The organism is Metamycoplasma subdolum (assembly GCF_033546815.1).
Lineage (GTDB): Bacteria > Bacillota_I > Bacilli_A > Mycoplasmatales > Metamycoplasmataceae > Metamycoplasma > Metamycoplasma subdolum.
In genome coordinates, this window is the sequence record NZ_CP137846.1 from 525,390 (window position 1) to 542,043 (window position 16,654).

Consider the following 16,654-nt stretch of genomic DNA (forward strand, 5'->3'; position numbering starts at 1 on the left):
ATGAATTGAAAAACAAAATTTCCTATGTTTAAAAATAATCCAGATATGGTTTATTTAGACAACTCCGCACTTACTTTTAAACCTTATGAAGTGATAAAAGCGGGGAATGATTTTTATTCAAAATACTCAGTTTCAACTAGAACAAGCGACACAATTTTAGGAATTAGAAACATACAGGAAATTGAAAAAGTTAGGGAAGTTTGCGGAGAGCTTTTACATGCAAGCAAAGATGAGATTTTATTCACAAGCGGAACAACAGAAAGCCTTAATTTAATAATCAATATGATTTCAAAATTACCCTTAAATAAAGGCGAAATTCTAATTTCATACTATAACCATAATTCAAATATAATACCTTTTATTGAAGCATTCAAAGATAAAGAATTTAAAATCGTTTATTCAGACGATGAAGAGGATCTGATTTCGAAGATAAATGAAAAAACAAGAATCATTTCAATCTCACAACTTAACAATAATTTTATTCTTCATCATGATCTTAAAAGTTTGTATAAAAAAGCAAAAGAAGTTGGTGCAATTTTAATAAATGATGCTGCACAAGCCATTGCTCATGAAGAAGTTAATTTAAAATACTGAGATGCAATCGCTTTCTCTGCAAATAAAATTTATGGTCCTACTGGAGTTGGTGTTTTAGCAATAAAAAAAGAACTTATGCAAAAACTATCACCAGCTAAATTTGGTGGAGGTCAAGTTAATGAAATAAATGGTTGTGAATGACTAAGCAAAGATTCAATAGCGAGATTTGAACCTGGAACATTAAATTTTGCAGGAATTTTTCAACTGAAAGCAGCAATAGAATTTTGACAAAATGTTGGTTTAGATTACATTCAAAAAAAAGAAAAAGAACTTTCAATTTATTTACATGATGAACTTTCAAAATTAAAAAATATTACTATCGATTCAAAGAGAGGCGACACAATAGTTTTATTTAATGTTAACAATGTTTTTTCTCAAGATGTTGTAAGTTATTTAGGGCATAAAAATATTTATGTTCGTTCAGGTGTTTTTTGTGCTCATATGTTTACAAAAGTTAAGGGTAGAAAGCCAAGCTATATACGTGCTACCGTAAGTTTTTATAATAGTAAAAGTGATATTGACAAACTTGTTGATGCTATAAAAAAAGGTGGTGATTTTCTTGACTTCTTACTCTAATCAAGAAAAACAAAAAATTATTTTTGAAGCTTATGCAAATCCTAAACATAAGCTCCAAACTTTGAACACTAAAAACTTTATTTTTGAAAAATCAAACATTTGTGTTGATAATTTAAAACTTAATTTAATTTGAGAAAAAGAAGTATTAAAAAATGCAGAATACTCGCTTGAAGGATGTGCAGTATTTTCAGCCTCAGTTGAACTTGTAATTGAATTAATTGTTGGCAAAAACAAACAAGAAATTAATGAAATTATTGATATATATGAAGAGATGATAAATGGCAAAGAAATTAATAATAAATCTAGAGAAAGACTTGAAAAATTAATAGTTTTTGAAAAAGTTAAGACACATTTGAATCGTTTGGAATGTGCCTCAATAATAATAAGAGCAATACGTAAAGGGCTTTAATGAAAAAAGTATTTTTTCACTTAGACATGGATACATTTTTTGTAAGTTGTGAACGAAAAATGAATCCAGACTTAATTGATAAACCAGTGGCAATTGCAAATAATTTTAAAAGAAGTATTGCCTCCTCTATTTCATATGAACTTAAAAGAATTGGACTAAAATCAGGCGACCCAGTCTTTAAAATTAAAGAACTCTGTCCATCCACAATTTTTGTAAAACCACACTATGATCTTTACAACTCAACTTCAAAATTTATTTTTAATCTAATTCAAGAAAAGTTTTGTCAAAATTTAGAAATTTATTCAATTGACGAATGCTTTTTAGATGTAACTAATATTTTAAAAAATAATGAAGATCCAGTTGCGGTTGCAAAAAAATTGCAAACCTTAATTTGAGAAGAAGCAAAAATTCCTTGTTCCATTGGAATTTCATTTACAAAATTTTTAGCCAAAATGTCAACAAATTTAATCAAACCTCATGGAATTTTAATGACACAAGAAAAGGATATTGAAAAACATTTTTTCAATCTTCCTATTGGAAAAATTTGAGGAATAGGTAAAAAATCAAGCAATAAACTTAATCAGTCTGGGATCATCACATATAAAGATTTAGTTGAAAGTAAAAACACTTTGGTATTAAGAAAAATATTGACAAAAAACTATCAGTTATTTGTTAATCAACTTACTGGCAAAAATGTAATTGATAAAATTGAACCTTATTCACAAGCAAAAGGAATTGGAAACTCAATCACTTTTATGGAAGATGATCTAACGGATGCAAGGCAACTTTTAAACGAAATGTTTAGAGTAGCTCAGAACGTTGCTTTGAGATTGCAAAACCAAAATTTAGAAGGCAAAGTGATAGGCCTTCAAATTAGAAATCAATTTGGAGATTGAAATTCTAAACAAAAAAAGATAGTTGAACCCATTAATGATGCTGAAATGATTTTTGAAATTTGCAAAAAATTGTTTAATGAACTTTGAGACGAAAGACCAATTCGCGGTATTGGAATTAGAGTTTCATCAGTTAGTTCAATATTTGAAAGAAGTGAAGGATTTGACCTTTTAAGCGATATTGATACAAACAGCGTAAAGGGAATAATAAGTCAAGTTAATCAAGCAATTGGAAAAAAGGTTGTAAAAACTGGTAAAGATTTTGTAAAAGAAAATCAAAAGAAACAAGATAATATAAGATTTGTAAGAGAAGACTTTGTTGAAGACAAAGTCGCAATCATGGAGGAAAAATGAAAATAGGTTTGTTTGGTGGAAGTTTTAATCCAATTCACAAAGGTCATATACTTTTGGCAAAAGAAGCGATTGAAAAACTTAATTTAGATAAGTTGATTTTTATTCCTGCTAACCAAAATCCATTTAAAAAAGATGAAAACTATATTGATGGCAAACACAAACTTGAAATGATTAAAATTGTGCTTGAAGACAAAATGGAAGTTAGTGATTTTGAAGTAAAAAGAAAACACGTTTCTTATACAATTGATACTGTTAATCATTTCAAAACCAAATATCCTCATGATGAATTATTTTTCTTAGTTGGTTCAGATAATGTTAATAAACTTAATAAATGAAAAGATATTCAGTCAATAAGTGAAAAAGTCCAACTTGTTATTTTAGAAAGAGGAAATGAATATTCAAAAGTGAACCTTAAAAAATACGGTTGTATCAAACTTAAAAATAAAATTTTTAACTTTTCTTCAACCACTTATAGAAATGGAGATTTTTCTCAAGTTGAAAAAGAAGTTCAAAGATATATCGGGGCTAACTGACTTTATTTTCCTCAAATTGCTAAATCTCAACTGTCAACCGAACGTTTCAAACATTTAGTTTTTACTGCAGAATTAGCTGCTAAACTTGCTGAAGTTAACAAGCAAAGTGTTAGAAAAGCTTATCAAGCTGGATTTATGCATGATGTTGCAAAAGAATGAAGTCAAAAGAAACAATATTCTTACTTAGAAAAATATGGATTTGATAAAGAAAATCTTGAGAGTTATAAACTTCATCAACTTTGTGCTTATTATTATTTAAAAAATGAGTACATGTATCCCGAAGAAGATGTGTTGAATGCAATCAAAATTCACACCACATTAGCTTTTGAACTTTCTGAACTTGATAAAATTGTTTTTGTCGCAGACAAACTTTGTCAAGGAAGAAAGTGAAATGGCATTCAAAAAATAAGAGAAATTGCTTTAGAAAATCTAGATGAAGGATTAAAACATGTAATTTTAGAATGTTGCATTAAATTTAATAATGAAAAAGGTGCAAAAATTTCTGAAGAACAACAAAAAATTTATGATAAATGATTAAGTTATTAAAACTATGTTAAAATAAATATGCTTTATATAGCACAAAGAAGATTCATTTCTCACCTAAGTCGAAAATATCGCTGGGTTTCGCTACATAAGAAATATTTATTTTTTATTTTTTGTAGTTGAGAAGTGGATTATACCCACTTTTTTATTTTATTAAGGAGACAGTTATTCAAAACCAACCAAGAAATCAAGAAGGACAAAATTCACGTCGTCCTAAGGCAGAACATGTCGTAAATAAGGCTATTCCTTACAAAAAGATTTTTGTTATTGGACCCGAAGGAGAAAAAATCGGAGTTTTAACTAAAGAAGAAGCACTTGATAAGGCAAGTGAACTTAAAATGGATTTAGTTTTAATTTCAATTGAAAACAATAAACCTATTGCCAGAATTTTAGATTATGGTAAGTTCAAATATGACAAAAAGAAAAAACAAAAAGCTCAAAAGGAAAAACAAGCCGTTACTATTAATAGAGAAATTAGACTTACACCACTAATTGGTGATCATGACCTTGCAACTAAAGCAAGAAAAGCTCGTGAATTTATTTTAGATGGTAGTAGAGTTAAAGTTTCAGTTAAATTTAGAGGTAGAGAACGTTCACGTCAAGAACTTGGACAAGAAATTCTTAACAAGTTTTTTGAACTTATAAGCGACGTTGCCAAAATTTCAAAAGAAGCAACTTTACAAAACGACAGATTTTTAGATATGTACGTTGAAAAAGATAAACGTAAAGTTGAAAGTATAAAAAATAACGAACCTTCTGAATCAGAATCAAAAGGAGAATAAAATGCCAAAAATGAAAACTAAAAGCGGTCTTAAAAAACGTATTAAAGTTACCGCTACAGGCAAAGTAAAACGTGGAAATGCATACCGTTCACACTTAGCACAAAACAAAACAACTAAACAAAAACGTCAATCTCGTAAATCAACAGCTTTATCACATTCAGATTTCAAAAGATACAAAGAATTAATTTAATCTAGAAAGGAAACACTATGCGCACAAGAGGTGGAATTGTTACAAGAAGAAGACGTAATAAATGACTAAAATTAGCAAAAGGTTACTGAGGACACAAATCAGTAGGATATAAAGTTGCTAAACAAGCCGTTGTAAAATCATGAACATATGCATTCCGTGACAGAAAACAAGTTAAACGTGACTTTAGAAAATTATGAATCGCACGTATTAACGCTGCAGTTAGACCTTTAGGTCTTACTTACTCAAGACTAATTGAAGGTCTTAAAGCAGCAAATATTCAAATTAACAGAAAAATGCTTTCAGAATTAGCAATCGATCATGTTACATCATTTGAAAAAATTGTTGAACAAGCTAAGAAAGCACTTACAAAGAAAAACTAACTATATAATTAAAATTCCATACCTAGGGTATGGATTTTTTATGCTTTAAGCTTTAAACTTCTTCAGCACACCTATTTTTTACTTATCTTTTAATTAAACTTTTACCAGTCATTTGTTTTGGTTTTGCAATTTCTAAGTAATTTAAAATAGTTGGGGCAACATCGCATAAAGAACCGTTACTTAATTGAATATTTTTATCTGTTGTAATTAACATTACAGGACTTGTTGTATGTTTTGTTGCAGGTTTTCCGTTTTCATCTTCACAAATTTCAGCATTCCCATGATCTGCTGTTATAAATCAAGTTACCTTTTCTTTATTTTCAATAACATAATCATAAATTCTTGCAAATTGACTATCTAAAAATTCGATTGCTTTAATTGTTGCTTTTAAATTTCCAGTATGACCAACCATATCAGGATTTGCATAATTCATTATCACAAAATCAGTATGTTCAATTTCTTTTAAAAGTTCATCGGTAATTTCTTTTGCAGACATTTGAGGAAAATCAGCAAATGAATCTGCCTTAATTGAAGGAACTAAAATTCTTTTTTCATTTTTATATTCAATATCTTTTCCGCCATCCATAAAAAAGGTTACATGAGCATACTTTTGAGTTTCAGCAATTCTAAGTTGTTTAAGGTTTTGGTTAGCAACAACTAACCCTAATGGATTTTCAATTTTCATTTCTTCAAAAGCAACATGAGTTTCAAGTCCTTCATATTTCATTAATGAAACAAAGTTTTTTACTTTGACTTTATCTTTTTCCTCATAATCATATAATGAAGAATTTAAAAACATATGGGTTAGTTGTCTTGCTCTGTCAGGCCTAAAGTTAAAGAAAATAATTGAATCATTATTATTAACAAAAAGCCCGTCTTTTAATTTAGCAGGAACAAAAAATTCATCAAATATTCCTTCTTTGTATTGTTTTTCAATATATGAATCTAAATTAGTTATTTCATTTTTGCTTTTTCCAATAATCACATCATAAGCTAGTTTATTGCGTGAAAAAATTTTATCCCTATCCATTGCATAAAAACGACCAGCAATTGATGAAATTTTATAATTGTAATTTTTAGTTTTTTCTTTCAATGTATTTAAAGAATCATAGATTGATTGAGGTTTTACATCTCTTCCATCACCAAAAATATGAACACTCACTTTTTTAAGTCCTTTTTTATATGCCATATCTAAAATTTCAAATAAATGTTTATCATAAGAATGAACACCGCCTGGGCTTAAAAGTCCCATTAAATGTAATGTTGTATTTGAATTTAATACTTCATCTATAACTTTGTTTAAAACTTTATTTTGTTGAAAAGTTTTATCTTCAATTGCTTTGTTTATTAATGAAAGTCCAGTGTAAACAATTCTTCCTGCCCCAATATTTAAATGTCCTACTTCTGAATTTCCAATTTGCCCTTCAGGTAAGCCAACAAATTTTCCTGAAGCTTGTAAAACAGAATTAGGAAAAGAGTTGAATAATTTATCAAAAGTTGGATGGTTTGCTTGCTTGTAAGCATTTCCTTGTTTTTCCTCGCGAAGTCCAAGGCCATCAATAATAGTTAATATAATTTTTTTATTTTTCATAAAAGTTCTCCACAATTTCAAATTGTATATTATCTAATTTTATATAAAAAAAGCACAACAAGTTTAATTGTTGTACTTAAAACTAATTTTAGTTTTTTTAATTAATTATTTTGTTCCTTCAACTCTTGCATCTTTTAAAGCATTTAATGCTTTTTCAAGGTCTGCTTTAGCTTGTACAGCTAGGTATTCATTGTTAACAGCTTGTGCTTTTGCTAATGCTGCTAAATAAGTGTCAACATCTGATTGTTTTACTTGTCATGTACCTTTGTTGTAGGTAGAAGGATCATCTAATGTGTCTTTAATTGTAACTTTTGTTGAATCTAAGATTTGTCCTGGTTTCTTAAGTTCATCTAAAGTAACTGTTGCAATGTATTCTGTTAATTTTTCTAGATCAGTTTTGTCTGTTCCTTCTTGTCTTGCATTTTTTAGTTTGTTGTATGCTACTTCTAGATCAATCTTGGCTTGTGCAGCTTTTGCTTCATCCTTATCATCAACAATTTTTTTGGCTTTATTTCATTCAACATAGTAAGCATCAACGTCTTTTTGAAGAACTTGTCATGTGCCTTTTTTGTAAGTGTTTGCAGGGTCTAGTGCCGTTGGTTGAACTTTAACAGTTAGTGCATCTAGAATACCACCAATTTCTTCTAATTTCAATTTTGAAACTGATTTAACATAAATGTCTAAAGCGTCAACGTTTGGTGTAGGAACTTTTGTTCCAACAATAATTGCTTCTTTAACGGCAACAATAGCAGCGTTTAAGTTTGTAATAGCAGCATCTGCTTTACTTTCTTCTGTTACTTTGGCTGCATCAGCAAGAGCATTTATGTAAGCTTCTTTATCCTTGTGTAAAATTTTCTTCTTGCCTAGTTCAATTGTACTTGGATCTGGTTTAACAGTAATAGTTACTGGCAATTCTTCTACATCTTTTAAAATTACATCTACTGCATTGTCTGAAATTAATTTCTTAAGTTCATCTAGTTTAGGTGTAGCTTCTTTTGTTCCTTCAACAATTGCATTTTTAACAGCTACGATTGCTGCTTCTAAAGTAGTTTTTGCTGCTTCTGCTTTGTCTTCATCTTTTACTGCTTTAGCTTCTGATAGTGCTGTTTCATAAGTGGTTTTATCAGTTAGTAAAATCACTTTTTTGCCTTTTTCAACTTCTGATGGTGCAGGTTTAATTGTAATAGAAGCATCTAAAACTTCAACGCCTTCTAAAACTTTTTCTGCAGAATTTTCAGCAATTAAATCTGCTAGCAATTCTAATTTTGTTTTTTCTTTTGTACCTTCAACAATTGCCGCTTTAAGATCAGCGATTGCTTTAGATAAAGCATCATATTGAGCTTGTGCTTCTGATTCTTTTTCAACTTTTTGTGCAGCATCTAATACCGCATTAAAGTCAGCAACTGCTTTGTTTGAAACTTGCTTTTTACCTTTTGAAAGTTCTTCTGGTTTAGCAGGTGTTTCAACTTGATCAACTCCTTCCAAGATTTTTGATAATGGGTTATCTTGGATTAATTTTTTAAGAGCATCTAGTTTAGGAGTTTCTCCTGGTTCAGGTTTTGGTTTAACACAGCTTACTGAAATTAGAGTAGTTGCTGGAATTATTGCAAGACTAGCAATTAATAATTTCCTTAGTTTCATTATTTATTTTTATCCTTTCGGTTTTTATAAATTAAATTGAAGTAAACTAATTGCTAAATTTTAAATTTAACAATCATATAAATTATAAGTCTAAACCATTTGCGACACTAGTCTAGCACATAGTGAAAACTAAGCTATGTAGATTTCTAAGCAGTTTTTTGCTACTTAATAAAGCAAAAAAATTGTTTTTTTGATATTCATTTTGTATTTTTTCTTGCTTAAAAATCAAGAAAACAAAATAAAAATTCTAGCTTTTTAGGGCCAGAATTTTAAATTGTATAATTTAAATTTTGTTACTTTATATAAAATAAAACAAGATTTAAAGGTATTAGATTATATAATTCCTAAATCAATTTCTGCAACAAATGGTTCTTTACTAAAGTCGTGTTGTGAACCATCTCCACCGTCACCGTTGTAACGGCATGTGTAGAAGCTAATTAGTAATTTTCCATCTTTAACTTTGTGGGTTAATTTACCATTTGGTCTATGTTTAGTTCCATAAATTTTTTGAGTAGCTGATGTCATTTGTAAGTCTGACATATATCCAACTATTTCAATTGCTGCTGGAGGTCTGCTTAATCAATCCGGTGAGGTACGTCCTGTTCCTTTTTCATCAAGTAAAACAATTCAGTCACTTGCATAGTCATATCAAATTGATCAACCAGGGTTTGCTAGATTTTTAAGGTCTTCTTTAAATTCATCCACAATCTTCAAGTGAGTTTGTACATATTTTCCAAATCCTTCTAAATCATATTGGTTAAATTCATCTGGGTCAGTAAATGAACCTCCAGGTTTACTTCCGCCTGTTTCTCCGCCGGTTTCTCCGCCTGTTTTTCCTCCTGGTTTATCAGCAGGTGTGTTAGGTTTGTTATCACCGCAAGAAGCCGCAATAACAGGTAAAGATGCAAGAGGTGCAATTACACCTAATGCTAAGAAAAATTTCTTTGCTTTCATTTTCAGTTTTCCTTCTATTTTTTTATTGTTTTAAATGTTAAAATCAAGTAACAAAATTCAAATTTATGCGATATTTAATTGGATTTTGCCTTTTATCTGGTTTTAACTTATACAAGTTTAATAACATGAAATAAAAATAGAGTAAAAAAAGTAATTTTTTCATTAAAAATACTATTCAATTAACTTTTACTTAAAATTATTTTGTCATATTAAACCTTGATACTATGTTATAAAAAATCACTCGTATTTTTACCTATATTTTTACTATTTAAAGTCAATTTATTGATGTAAATTAAATATAATAAAAAGCACAAATTCTGTGCTTTCAAAAGTATTATAATAACGCATTTTAATGTATTTAATTTACATTAATTAAATGTCGTTTTCATCTTCTTCAATCTCTTCTATTTCTTCAGGAAGAGGTTCTGGCATATCAAATTCTCTAGTTGCAATTATTTCCTCGGCTGTTAGCTCACGATCAACTGCTTCTTCACTTTCATCATAAATCTTAGCAACACCAACAATTTTTGTTTGGCGTGATTTTAAATTAATTAATTTAACACCACGAGCATTTCTGCCTGAAACAGTAACATCTTTTAATGAAAATCTGATTGCAACTCCACCGTTGGTGATAATTATTAAATCTTCAGTTCCGTGGACAGTAGCAGCATAAGCAAGTTTGCCAGCTTTATTTCCATTTAAAGCAATAACACCTTTTGAATTACGTTTAGTTTTTCTAAATGTTTCAGCAAGGGTCATTTTGCCAAATCCTTTTTCACCTAAACTGAAAATATAAGCACCATCATTTGAAGTTGAAACTGAAACTACATAATCATCTTTATCAAGCTTCATTCCTCCAACACCACGAGCAACCCTTGACATCGCTCTTACTTCAGAAATATTGAAACGATTTACTTTGTTATTTGAAGCAGCAATAAATATTTCATCATCTCTGTCAGCTTGTAATGCGGCGATTAGTTCATCGCCTTCATTTAATTTAAGAGCATATTTTCCGTTTCTATTAATTCTTTCGAATTCGGTCATTTTGGTTCTCTTAATTAAACCTTTTTTAGTTACAGTGATTAAATATTTATCTTCAGGATATTCATTGGCTGATATGATTTTAACAATCTTTTCAGTTTTTTCTATTGCAGGAACTATATTAATAATAGGAATTCCTTTTCCTTGCTTGGTTCCAATAGGAATCTCATGTCCTCTAACACGATAAACCTTGGCAAGATCTGTGAAAATTAATAAGTCTGTATGAGTATTGGCAATTAATACGTCTTTAATTTCATCATCTTGATAAGTTTTGGCAACGTTTGATCCAACGCCACCACGTTTTTGACTTCTATACTCATCTAAGTCAATTCTTTTTACATAAGAATTTGAAGATATTGTTATAACAACATCTTTTTGAGGAATTAAATCTTCTCCATCAATGTTTGCAAGTTCATTTCAGTTAACTTCACTTCTTCTTGCATCGCCATAAGTGTTTTTGATATCTTGAAGTTCTGAAATAATTAAATCAATTAGTTTGTCATAACTTGCAAGGATTGCTTTATATTCTTCAATTCTTGCATTAACTTGAGCAAGTTCTTCGTTCATTTTTTCAACTGCAAGTCCTGTCAATCTTCCAAGTCTCATTTCAACAATAGCTTTAACTTGCAAGTCACTTAATTTGAATTCAGATTTTAATCTTTCTTGTGCCTCAATATCAGTCTTTGAAGTTTTGATTATTTCAACAACTCTGTCAATGTTATCAACACAGATTTTAAGTCCTTCTAAGATATGAGCTCTTGCCATATCTTTTTCAAGATCAAATTTTAATCTTCTAGTTGTAACTTGAATTTGGTGTTCTAAGTAAACTTCTAAACATTGTTTAAGGTTTAAAAGTTTTGGCTCATTATTAACTAAAGCAATAATATTGAATGAGAAATTAGTTTGTAAGTGAGTTTGTTTAAATAATTGATTTAGGATAACTTCGGGTACAAAGTTTTTCTTAACATCAATTACAATTCTAATTCCGTCACGGTTTGATTCATCACGAGCGTCATGAATTCCATCAATTCTTTTAGTTTTAATAAGTTCATGAATTTTGGAAAGCACATCTGGTTTTCTTACTTCGTAAGGAATTTCACGCACAATTATTCTTGATTTTCCGTTCGCCATTTCAACAATATCAGCTTTTGAACGCATGGTAATTGAACCTCTACCAGTTGTATAAGCTTCAATTAGTCCAGCTTTATTAAATATTGTTGCACCGGTTGGAAAGTCAGGACCTTTGATATGTTCCATTAATTCTTCAATAGTAATTTCTGGATTTTTTGCAAGTGCACAAACTGCATCAATAACTTCACCTAAATTATGTGGTGGAATATTTGTTGCCATGCCAACAGCAATACCACTTGTTCCTGAAACTAATAAGTTTGGAAACTTAGCTGGTAAAACAACCGGTTCTTTTTCAGTTCCATCATAGTTATCAATAAAATCAACGGTGTTTTTTTTAAGTCCGTCAACCATTGCTTGAGCAATTTTTGACATTCTAGCTTCTGTATAACGCATAGCAGCGGCTTCATCGCCATCAATTGAACCAAAGTTACCATGTCCATCAATTAAAGGGTAACGTAGTGAGAAGTCTTGAGCCATACGAACCATTGCTTCATAAACTGATGAATCACCATGTGGGTGATATTTACCTAATACATCCCCAACAATTCTGGCTGATTTTTTATGTGGTGCATTGTGAAACATTCCAAGTTCACTCATTCCATAAAGAATTCTACGATGAACTGGTTTTAACCCATCTCTTGCATCAGGCAAAGCACGAGAAACAATAACACTCATTGCATATTCAATGAATGAATCTTTCATAACAACAGCAAGGTTGGCAGGTTTTAAACCATCTTTTTCTGTTTCAAGAATTTGACTTTCTACTGTATAGCCTTCTTTTTCTTGAGGGCTTTCATCATCAAATTCTTCCTCTTCTTCTACAAGTTTTTTTGGCTCTTCAAATACTATTTTTATCTTATCGTCATCTTCATTATAGTACTTAAAATCGTCATCATCAAGATCTAAATCTTTCTTGTCTTTTTCATCATCTAGACTAGCCATTTCTTCCCCTTTAATCTAACAATATGAGTAATCCATTATTAATAAAATATTATATCAAAATTGCTTATTTTTTTGTCAAGGTTTGAGAGGAAAATTATGATGGGAAAATAAATAAAAATTAGCGGTAAAAATCGTTTGAATTATAATTTTAGTAACTTAACTTCTCTAAAGGAAATTCAATGAAAAAATGACAAATATTCGAAAAAGAATGTGAATCTTATTTAAGTAAAATAATCACAAGCAATATCAAAATCGAATTAATCGGAGGATCTAATTCTAAAGAATCCGACATACAAATTACAACCACAAAAGGAACAAAATTTTTTATTGAAATTAAGATGTCTCCAGCACAATGTGGTCAATTTGTTTTATACCCAAATTTGAAAACAAAAAAATTTGAGTATAGTTCAAAAAACATACATCATATAAATGTTTTTTCAAAAATGATTATTGAATATATGAATTGTTTTTTTAGCGAATTTTATTCAGCATCTACACGAGGAAAACTTATATTATTTGATGGCCATGAATCCATTTTTGCTAATTGAATCAAACAAGCATATTCAGTAAAGAATGTTAAATATTTTATAATCAATGATTTCATTATTGTGCCAATTCAAGAGTTTGAAAAAGCTTTTTTTATTACTGCTAAATATAGAGTTAAAAGAAGCGGTTCTTCAAATGTAAGCTTAAAAAATATGAAAAATTTAATAGATTTTTTAACTACCAATTTTAAGGAGCTACAATCATTTAAAATTTCAAAAAATAAGCTTTTTGTTACAACGGACAAAAATATAGATAAGAAACGTTTTGTTTTCCAAGATAATAATTATATAGTCGCAAAACGAGAAGAGAACTATGAAATAAGAAAATTGGCAAAAACTTGTAATGCCAATGTTATATTTTCTATTGTTAAAAAGCCATCTTATAAAGGCATAACAAAGGAAGAATTTTTAGCACAAATTAACTCTTATTAATTTTCATAAAACTAACATATTTTTTTATAGCATGTCTATAAGTGCTCATGGAATATTTTCCAATTGGCAGTGAACCAATTAATACTTTTTTAATTTCATTATTGTTGCCATTTTTTGCAAAAAGATTTAATAATGATTTACAACAATTTTTTTGAAATTCATCATTCAAATCACAGTTTTCAAGGCTTTTTTCTATCTTTTTCAATCTTGAAATTATGTCGCTAATAACTTTTTTATTGACTTTATGTTTTTCACTATAAATCTTAAATTCAACTTCATTAATCATTTAAAGCACTTCCAACTTCTAAGCCAATATATTGAAGAACATCGACAACAACTGAATTTCCAAACTGTTTATATGCCTGATTTCTATTTTTAGCTAATTTGTAAGAATCAGGAAATCCCATTATTCTAGCACATTCTCTAGGGTGCAACCTTCTAGTTTTTCCATTAATTAAATATCCGCCTGTTTTTGCGAAAACGCCCCCACCATTTGCTGACAATGTAATAGCAATTCCTTTGGTGCTATAAATTCTTTCGCCTTGTCCGCCTTTATTAACAATTCCAATTCTTAGAGGTTTTTTAAAATAAGATTCTTGTTCAATTTTATTCAGAACGGTATCATTTCTAAAAATATATAAATCTTTAACTTCATTTTCATCCGTTATCAAAAGATCTTCAACATACTTTTCTAGTTTAATTGGTTTTGGAAATTTAAAATTTCTAACATTTAAATCGTTTCTAAAACATACCATGTATATTCTTTCTCTTTTTTGAGGAACACCATAATCTACTGAATTCAAAACTTTTTGATGAAATGTATATCCTAAATCTTCAATAGTTTTTTTAACTAACTTTAAAGTCTTTCCGCTATCATGCGTAGCAAAATTTTTAACATTTTCCATAAAGATAATTTTTGGCTTTTTAGCTTTTACTATTCTAGCAACATCAAAAAACAATGTTCCTCTTGTGTCTTTAAATCCCTCTTTTTTACCGCTTATTGAAAATGCTTGGCAGGGAAACCCAGCACATAAAATATCATGATCCGGTATAGAGTTTTCATCAATTTTTGTTATGTCACCAGTTGGTGTTTCACCAAAATTTTCTTCATAAACTTTTTGTGCAAATTTATCTCATTCATTTGAATAAATGCATTTAGCACCTAAAGATTCAAGCGCAAGCCTAAATCCCCCTAAGCCAGCAAATAAATCAATACAAGTCATATTGATCAAAGGTTTATTTTTTATATCAATCATTTGTCTGAAGCCACCTTATTTATTATTAAATTATAGCGCAAAGCGCACTATTTTTTCAATATATGAATCTTGTTTCTAAAATATATTGAACTATTGCAATTCTATTTTTTAAATTTCTTCATAAATAAAGTTATTTTTTAAAATTGAAAGCAATAAAATTAATGTTCTTTTTTTGTTCAAAAAATTTCTTTTCATAATCAGTAAAATGATTTTCTATTTCAAATTTTGAATTATGCAAATCACTAGTATGATAAATTAAATTTGCTCCATATTCTTTAATTTCTTCAAGAGCAAATTCATACAATCCATCATTGTCACTTTTAAAATAAATAATTCCGTTTTTATTATCTAAAATTAACTCATAAAGTTTTAAAAATTCACGATAAACAAGTCTTCTTTTAAAGTGCCTTTTCTTTGGCCAAGGATCAGAAAATGTTAACCAAATTGTTGAACATTTTCCTGAAAAATATTCATTAATTTTATTAGCATCACCTATTAAAATAAAAAGATTTTCTAAGTTATTTTCATTGATTTTTTTAATTGCAGATAGGGCAGGAGTTGAATACTTTTCAAGCCCAATGAATATTTGCTCAGGATGATTTTTCGCAAGTTCACAAATCATCTTACCTTTGCCCATTCCAATTTCAAGAACACAATTTTCATCGAGCCTAAAAGGGAGGTCTTTTATTGAAAATGGTGAATTTTTTATTATCTCTTCTGCATTTTTATTAAATCTAAGTCTCATAATATCAATTGTATAGTAAAGTTTTTCTTTAGATTTAAATTAAAAAACTGGCTAAGCCAGTTCTTTAATCCATTAAATTTTAAGATTGTGTTTTTGGCCAATTTTGTCAAGAATTTCAATAACTATTTTCTTAATATCCATTGAATATTCATCAAATTCTTTTCTTTCTTGGCTGGTGAAATTTAAATCTTTAAGATATTCATATCCATCTTTGCAAACCGCAACTGGAAGTCCAAAATAAATTCCATTTGCTTTGAATTCTTTTGAAAGTTGCACACCAAGTGAACAAATAACTTTTTTGTTATTTAGAATGGCTTCAGCAATTTCAGTTAAAGATGAGCCTATTCCAAAGTTAGTAATTCCTTTGCCTTTGATAATTTCAAAAGCTTCATTTCTAATTTTTTCTCCAAGTTCACTTAGGAATTTTTCTGAAAGTTTTTTAGTTTTTCTTAATTCTTCAATTGTATTTTTACCAATTTTTATTGTTGAAAAAGGCACAACACAACACCTTCCGTGTTCCCCAATTACAAATCCTTCAATTGAAGAAGGCTTTACATCCAATTCTTGAGAAACAAACTTTTTAAGTCTAGCGGTTTCAAGAATTGTACCTGATGAAATTACTTTTTTAGCATCAAAGCCAGTTGTTTGTTGATAAACACAGGCCATAATATCAACTGGATTTGAAGCAATAATGGTTATTCCTTTAAATCCTACTTTTTTAAGACTAAGTCCGATTTCGTTTAGAAGTTTTGCATTATCTTGCAAAAGTTCCATTCTATCTTGAAGTTTTCCTTCTTTAGGCTTAACAGAAGCTGTGATAACAACAATTTCTGCATCCTTAAGATCTTCATAAGTTCCAACTATAAAAGTTGAATCATTGTTTTGCATAGCACAAGCAGCATCATTTAAATCTTTTGCTTGAGCAATTGCAAAATCTTTAAAAGTATCAATAATGACGTAGTTAGCTTCAACATTTCTATTTAATAAAGCAAATAGAAAAGAACTACCTACTGCCCCGACACCAATAAGTCCGATTTTTTTCATTTTCCTCCGAGGGTTTTTAATAAAAATTCCAATAAATAATATTTATTTTTTTACAAAAGTATTTTTGTATTCTTATTT

The 16,654-nt window shown here is 29.1% G+C and carries 16 protein-coding genes; 8 read left to right on the top strand and 8 right to left on the bottom strand.

Annotated features, from left to right (window positions below; translation table 4 throughout):
* From R9C05_RS02375 to rplT, 7 genes are all read left to right on the top strand, one after another.
* A complete protein-coding gene (locus R9C05_RS02375) occupies positions 1-1,170 on the top strand; it encodes an aminotransferase class V-fold PLP-dependent enzyme (RefSeq protein ID WP_121940802.1) in 1,170 nt (389 codons plus the stop codon).
* Positions 1,145-1,579, top strand: coding sequence for an iron-sulfur cluster assembly scaffold protein (locus R9C05_RS02380; RefSeq protein WP_277870186.1), 435 nt, complete (start codon positions 1,145-1,147; stop codon positions 1,577-1,579). Before R9C05_RS02375 ends, R9C05_RS02380 begins: the two co-directional genes overlap by 26 nt.
* The gene (locus R9C05_RS02385; RefSeq protein ID WP_318613910.1) at positions 1,579-2,832 is read left to right on the top strand and encodes a Y-family DNA polymerase; all 1,254 of its coding nucleotides are present in this window, start codon (positions 1,579-1,581) and stop codon (positions 2,830-2,832) included. Before R9C05_RS02380 ends, R9C05_RS02385 begins: the two co-directional genes overlap by 1 nt.
* A complete protein-coding gene (locus R9C05_RS02390) occupies positions 2,823-3,905 on the top strand; it encodes a nicotinate-nucleotide adenylyltransferase (RefSeq protein ID WP_121940805.1) in 1,083 nt (360 codons plus the stop codon). The genes R9C05_RS02385 and R9C05_RS02390 overlap by 10 nt, the downstream gene beginning before the upstream one ends.
* Before the next feature lie 164 nt (positions 3,906-4,069).
* Positions 4,070-4,684, top strand: coding sequence for a translation initiation factor IF-3 (gene infC / locus R9C05_RS02395; protein ID WP_121940858.1), 615 nt, complete (start codon positions 4,070-4,072; stop codon positions 4,682-4,684).
* A 1-nt stretch (position 4,685) separates the two neighbouring features.
* Positions 4,686-4,874 (top strand): 50S ribosomal protein L35, encoded by a 189-nt coding sequence (rpmI, locus tag R9C05_RS02400; protein ID WP_121940806.1) that lies wholly within the window; start codon positions 4,686-4,688, stop codon positions 4,872-4,874.
* 17 nt (positions 4,875-4,891) lie between these two features.
* Positions 4,892-5,254: a 50S ribosomal protein L20 gene (gene rplT / locus R9C05_RS02405; protein WP_121940807.1), complete on the top strand. Its 363-nt coding sequence runs from the start codon at positions 4,892-4,894 to the stop codon at positions 5,252-5,254.
* Positions 5,255-5,336: 82 nt separating this feature from the next.
* Here the strand turns inward: rplT and gpmI are convergent, their stop codons facing one another.
* The 4 genes from gpmI to gyrA form a co-directional block, all read right to left on the bottom strand.
* Positions 5,337-6,845 carry a 2,3-bisphosphoglycerate-independent phosphoglycerate mutase gene (gene gpmI / locus R9C05_RS02410; RefSeq protein WP_121940808.1) on the bottom strand — a complete coding sequence of 503 codons (1,509 nt, stop codon included), beginning with the start codon at positions 6,843-6,845 and terminating at the stop codon, positions 5,337-5,339.
* A gap of 105 nt (positions 6,846-6,950) precedes the next feature.
* Complete coding sequence (locus R9C05_RS02415; protein WP_121940809.1) at positions 6,951-8,486, bottom strand: hypothetical protein; 1,536 nt, start codon at positions 8,484-8,486, stop codon at positions 6,951-6,953.
* A 333-nt stretch (positions 8,487-8,819) separates the two neighbouring features.
* On the bottom strand, positions 8,820-9,440 hold the full coding sequence (locus R9C05_RS02420) for a variable surface lipoprotein (protein WP_121940810.1): 621 nt from the start codon (positions 9,438-9,440) through the stop codon (positions 8,820-8,822).
* Between the two features lie 372 nt (positions 9,441-9,812).
* Positions 9,813-12,554: a DNA gyrase subunit A gene (gene gyrA / locus R9C05_RS02425; RefSeq protein ID WP_121940811.1), complete on the bottom strand. Its 2,742-nt coding sequence runs from the start codon at positions 12,552-12,554 to the stop codon at positions 9,813-9,815.
* 179 nt (positions 12,555-12,733) lie between these two features.
* Here gyrA and R9C05_RS02430 point away from each other — a divergent pair, with 179 nt between their 5' ends.
* Positions 12,734-13,531, top strand: coding sequence for a PDDEXK family nuclease (locus tag R9C05_RS02430; protein WP_121940812.1), 798 nt, complete (start codon positions 12,734-12,736; stop codon positions 13,529-13,531).
* Here the strand turns inward: R9C05_RS02430 and R9C05_RS02435 are convergent.
* The 4 genes from R9C05_RS02435 to R9C05_RS02450 form a co-directional block, all read right to left on the bottom strand.
* On the bottom strand, positions 13,518-13,817 hold the full coding sequence (locus tag R9C05_RS02435; RefSeq protein WP_211320125.1) for a hypothetical protein: 300 nt from the start codon (positions 13,815-13,817) through the stop codon (positions 13,518-13,520). The genes R9C05_RS02430 and R9C05_RS02435 overlap by 14 nt on opposite strands.
* On the bottom strand, positions 13,810-14,787 hold the full coding sequence (locus R9C05_RS02440; RefSeq protein WP_121940813.1) for a DNA cytosine methyltransferase: 978 nt from the start codon (positions 14,785-14,787) through the stop codon (positions 13,810-13,812). Before R9C05_RS02440 ends, R9C05_RS02435 begins: the two co-directional genes overlap by 8 nt.
* A 130-nt stretch (positions 14,788-14,917) precedes the next feature.
* Positions 14,918-15,532, bottom strand: a complete 615-nt coding sequence (gene trmB / locus R9C05_RS02445; protein WP_121940814.1) for a tRNA (guanosine(46)-N7)-methyltransferase TrmB — start codon at positions 15,530-15,532, stop codon at positions 14,918-14,920.
* A gap of 72 nt (positions 15,533-15,604) precedes the next feature.
* Positions 15,605-16,576 carry a lactate/malate family dehydrogenase gene (locus tag R9C05_RS02450; protein ID WP_121940815.1) on the bottom strand — a complete coding sequence of 324 codons (972 nt, stop codon included), beginning with the start codon at positions 16,574-16,576 and terminating at the stop codon, positions 15,605-15,607.
* Positions 16,577-16,654: the final 78 nt, after the last annotated feature.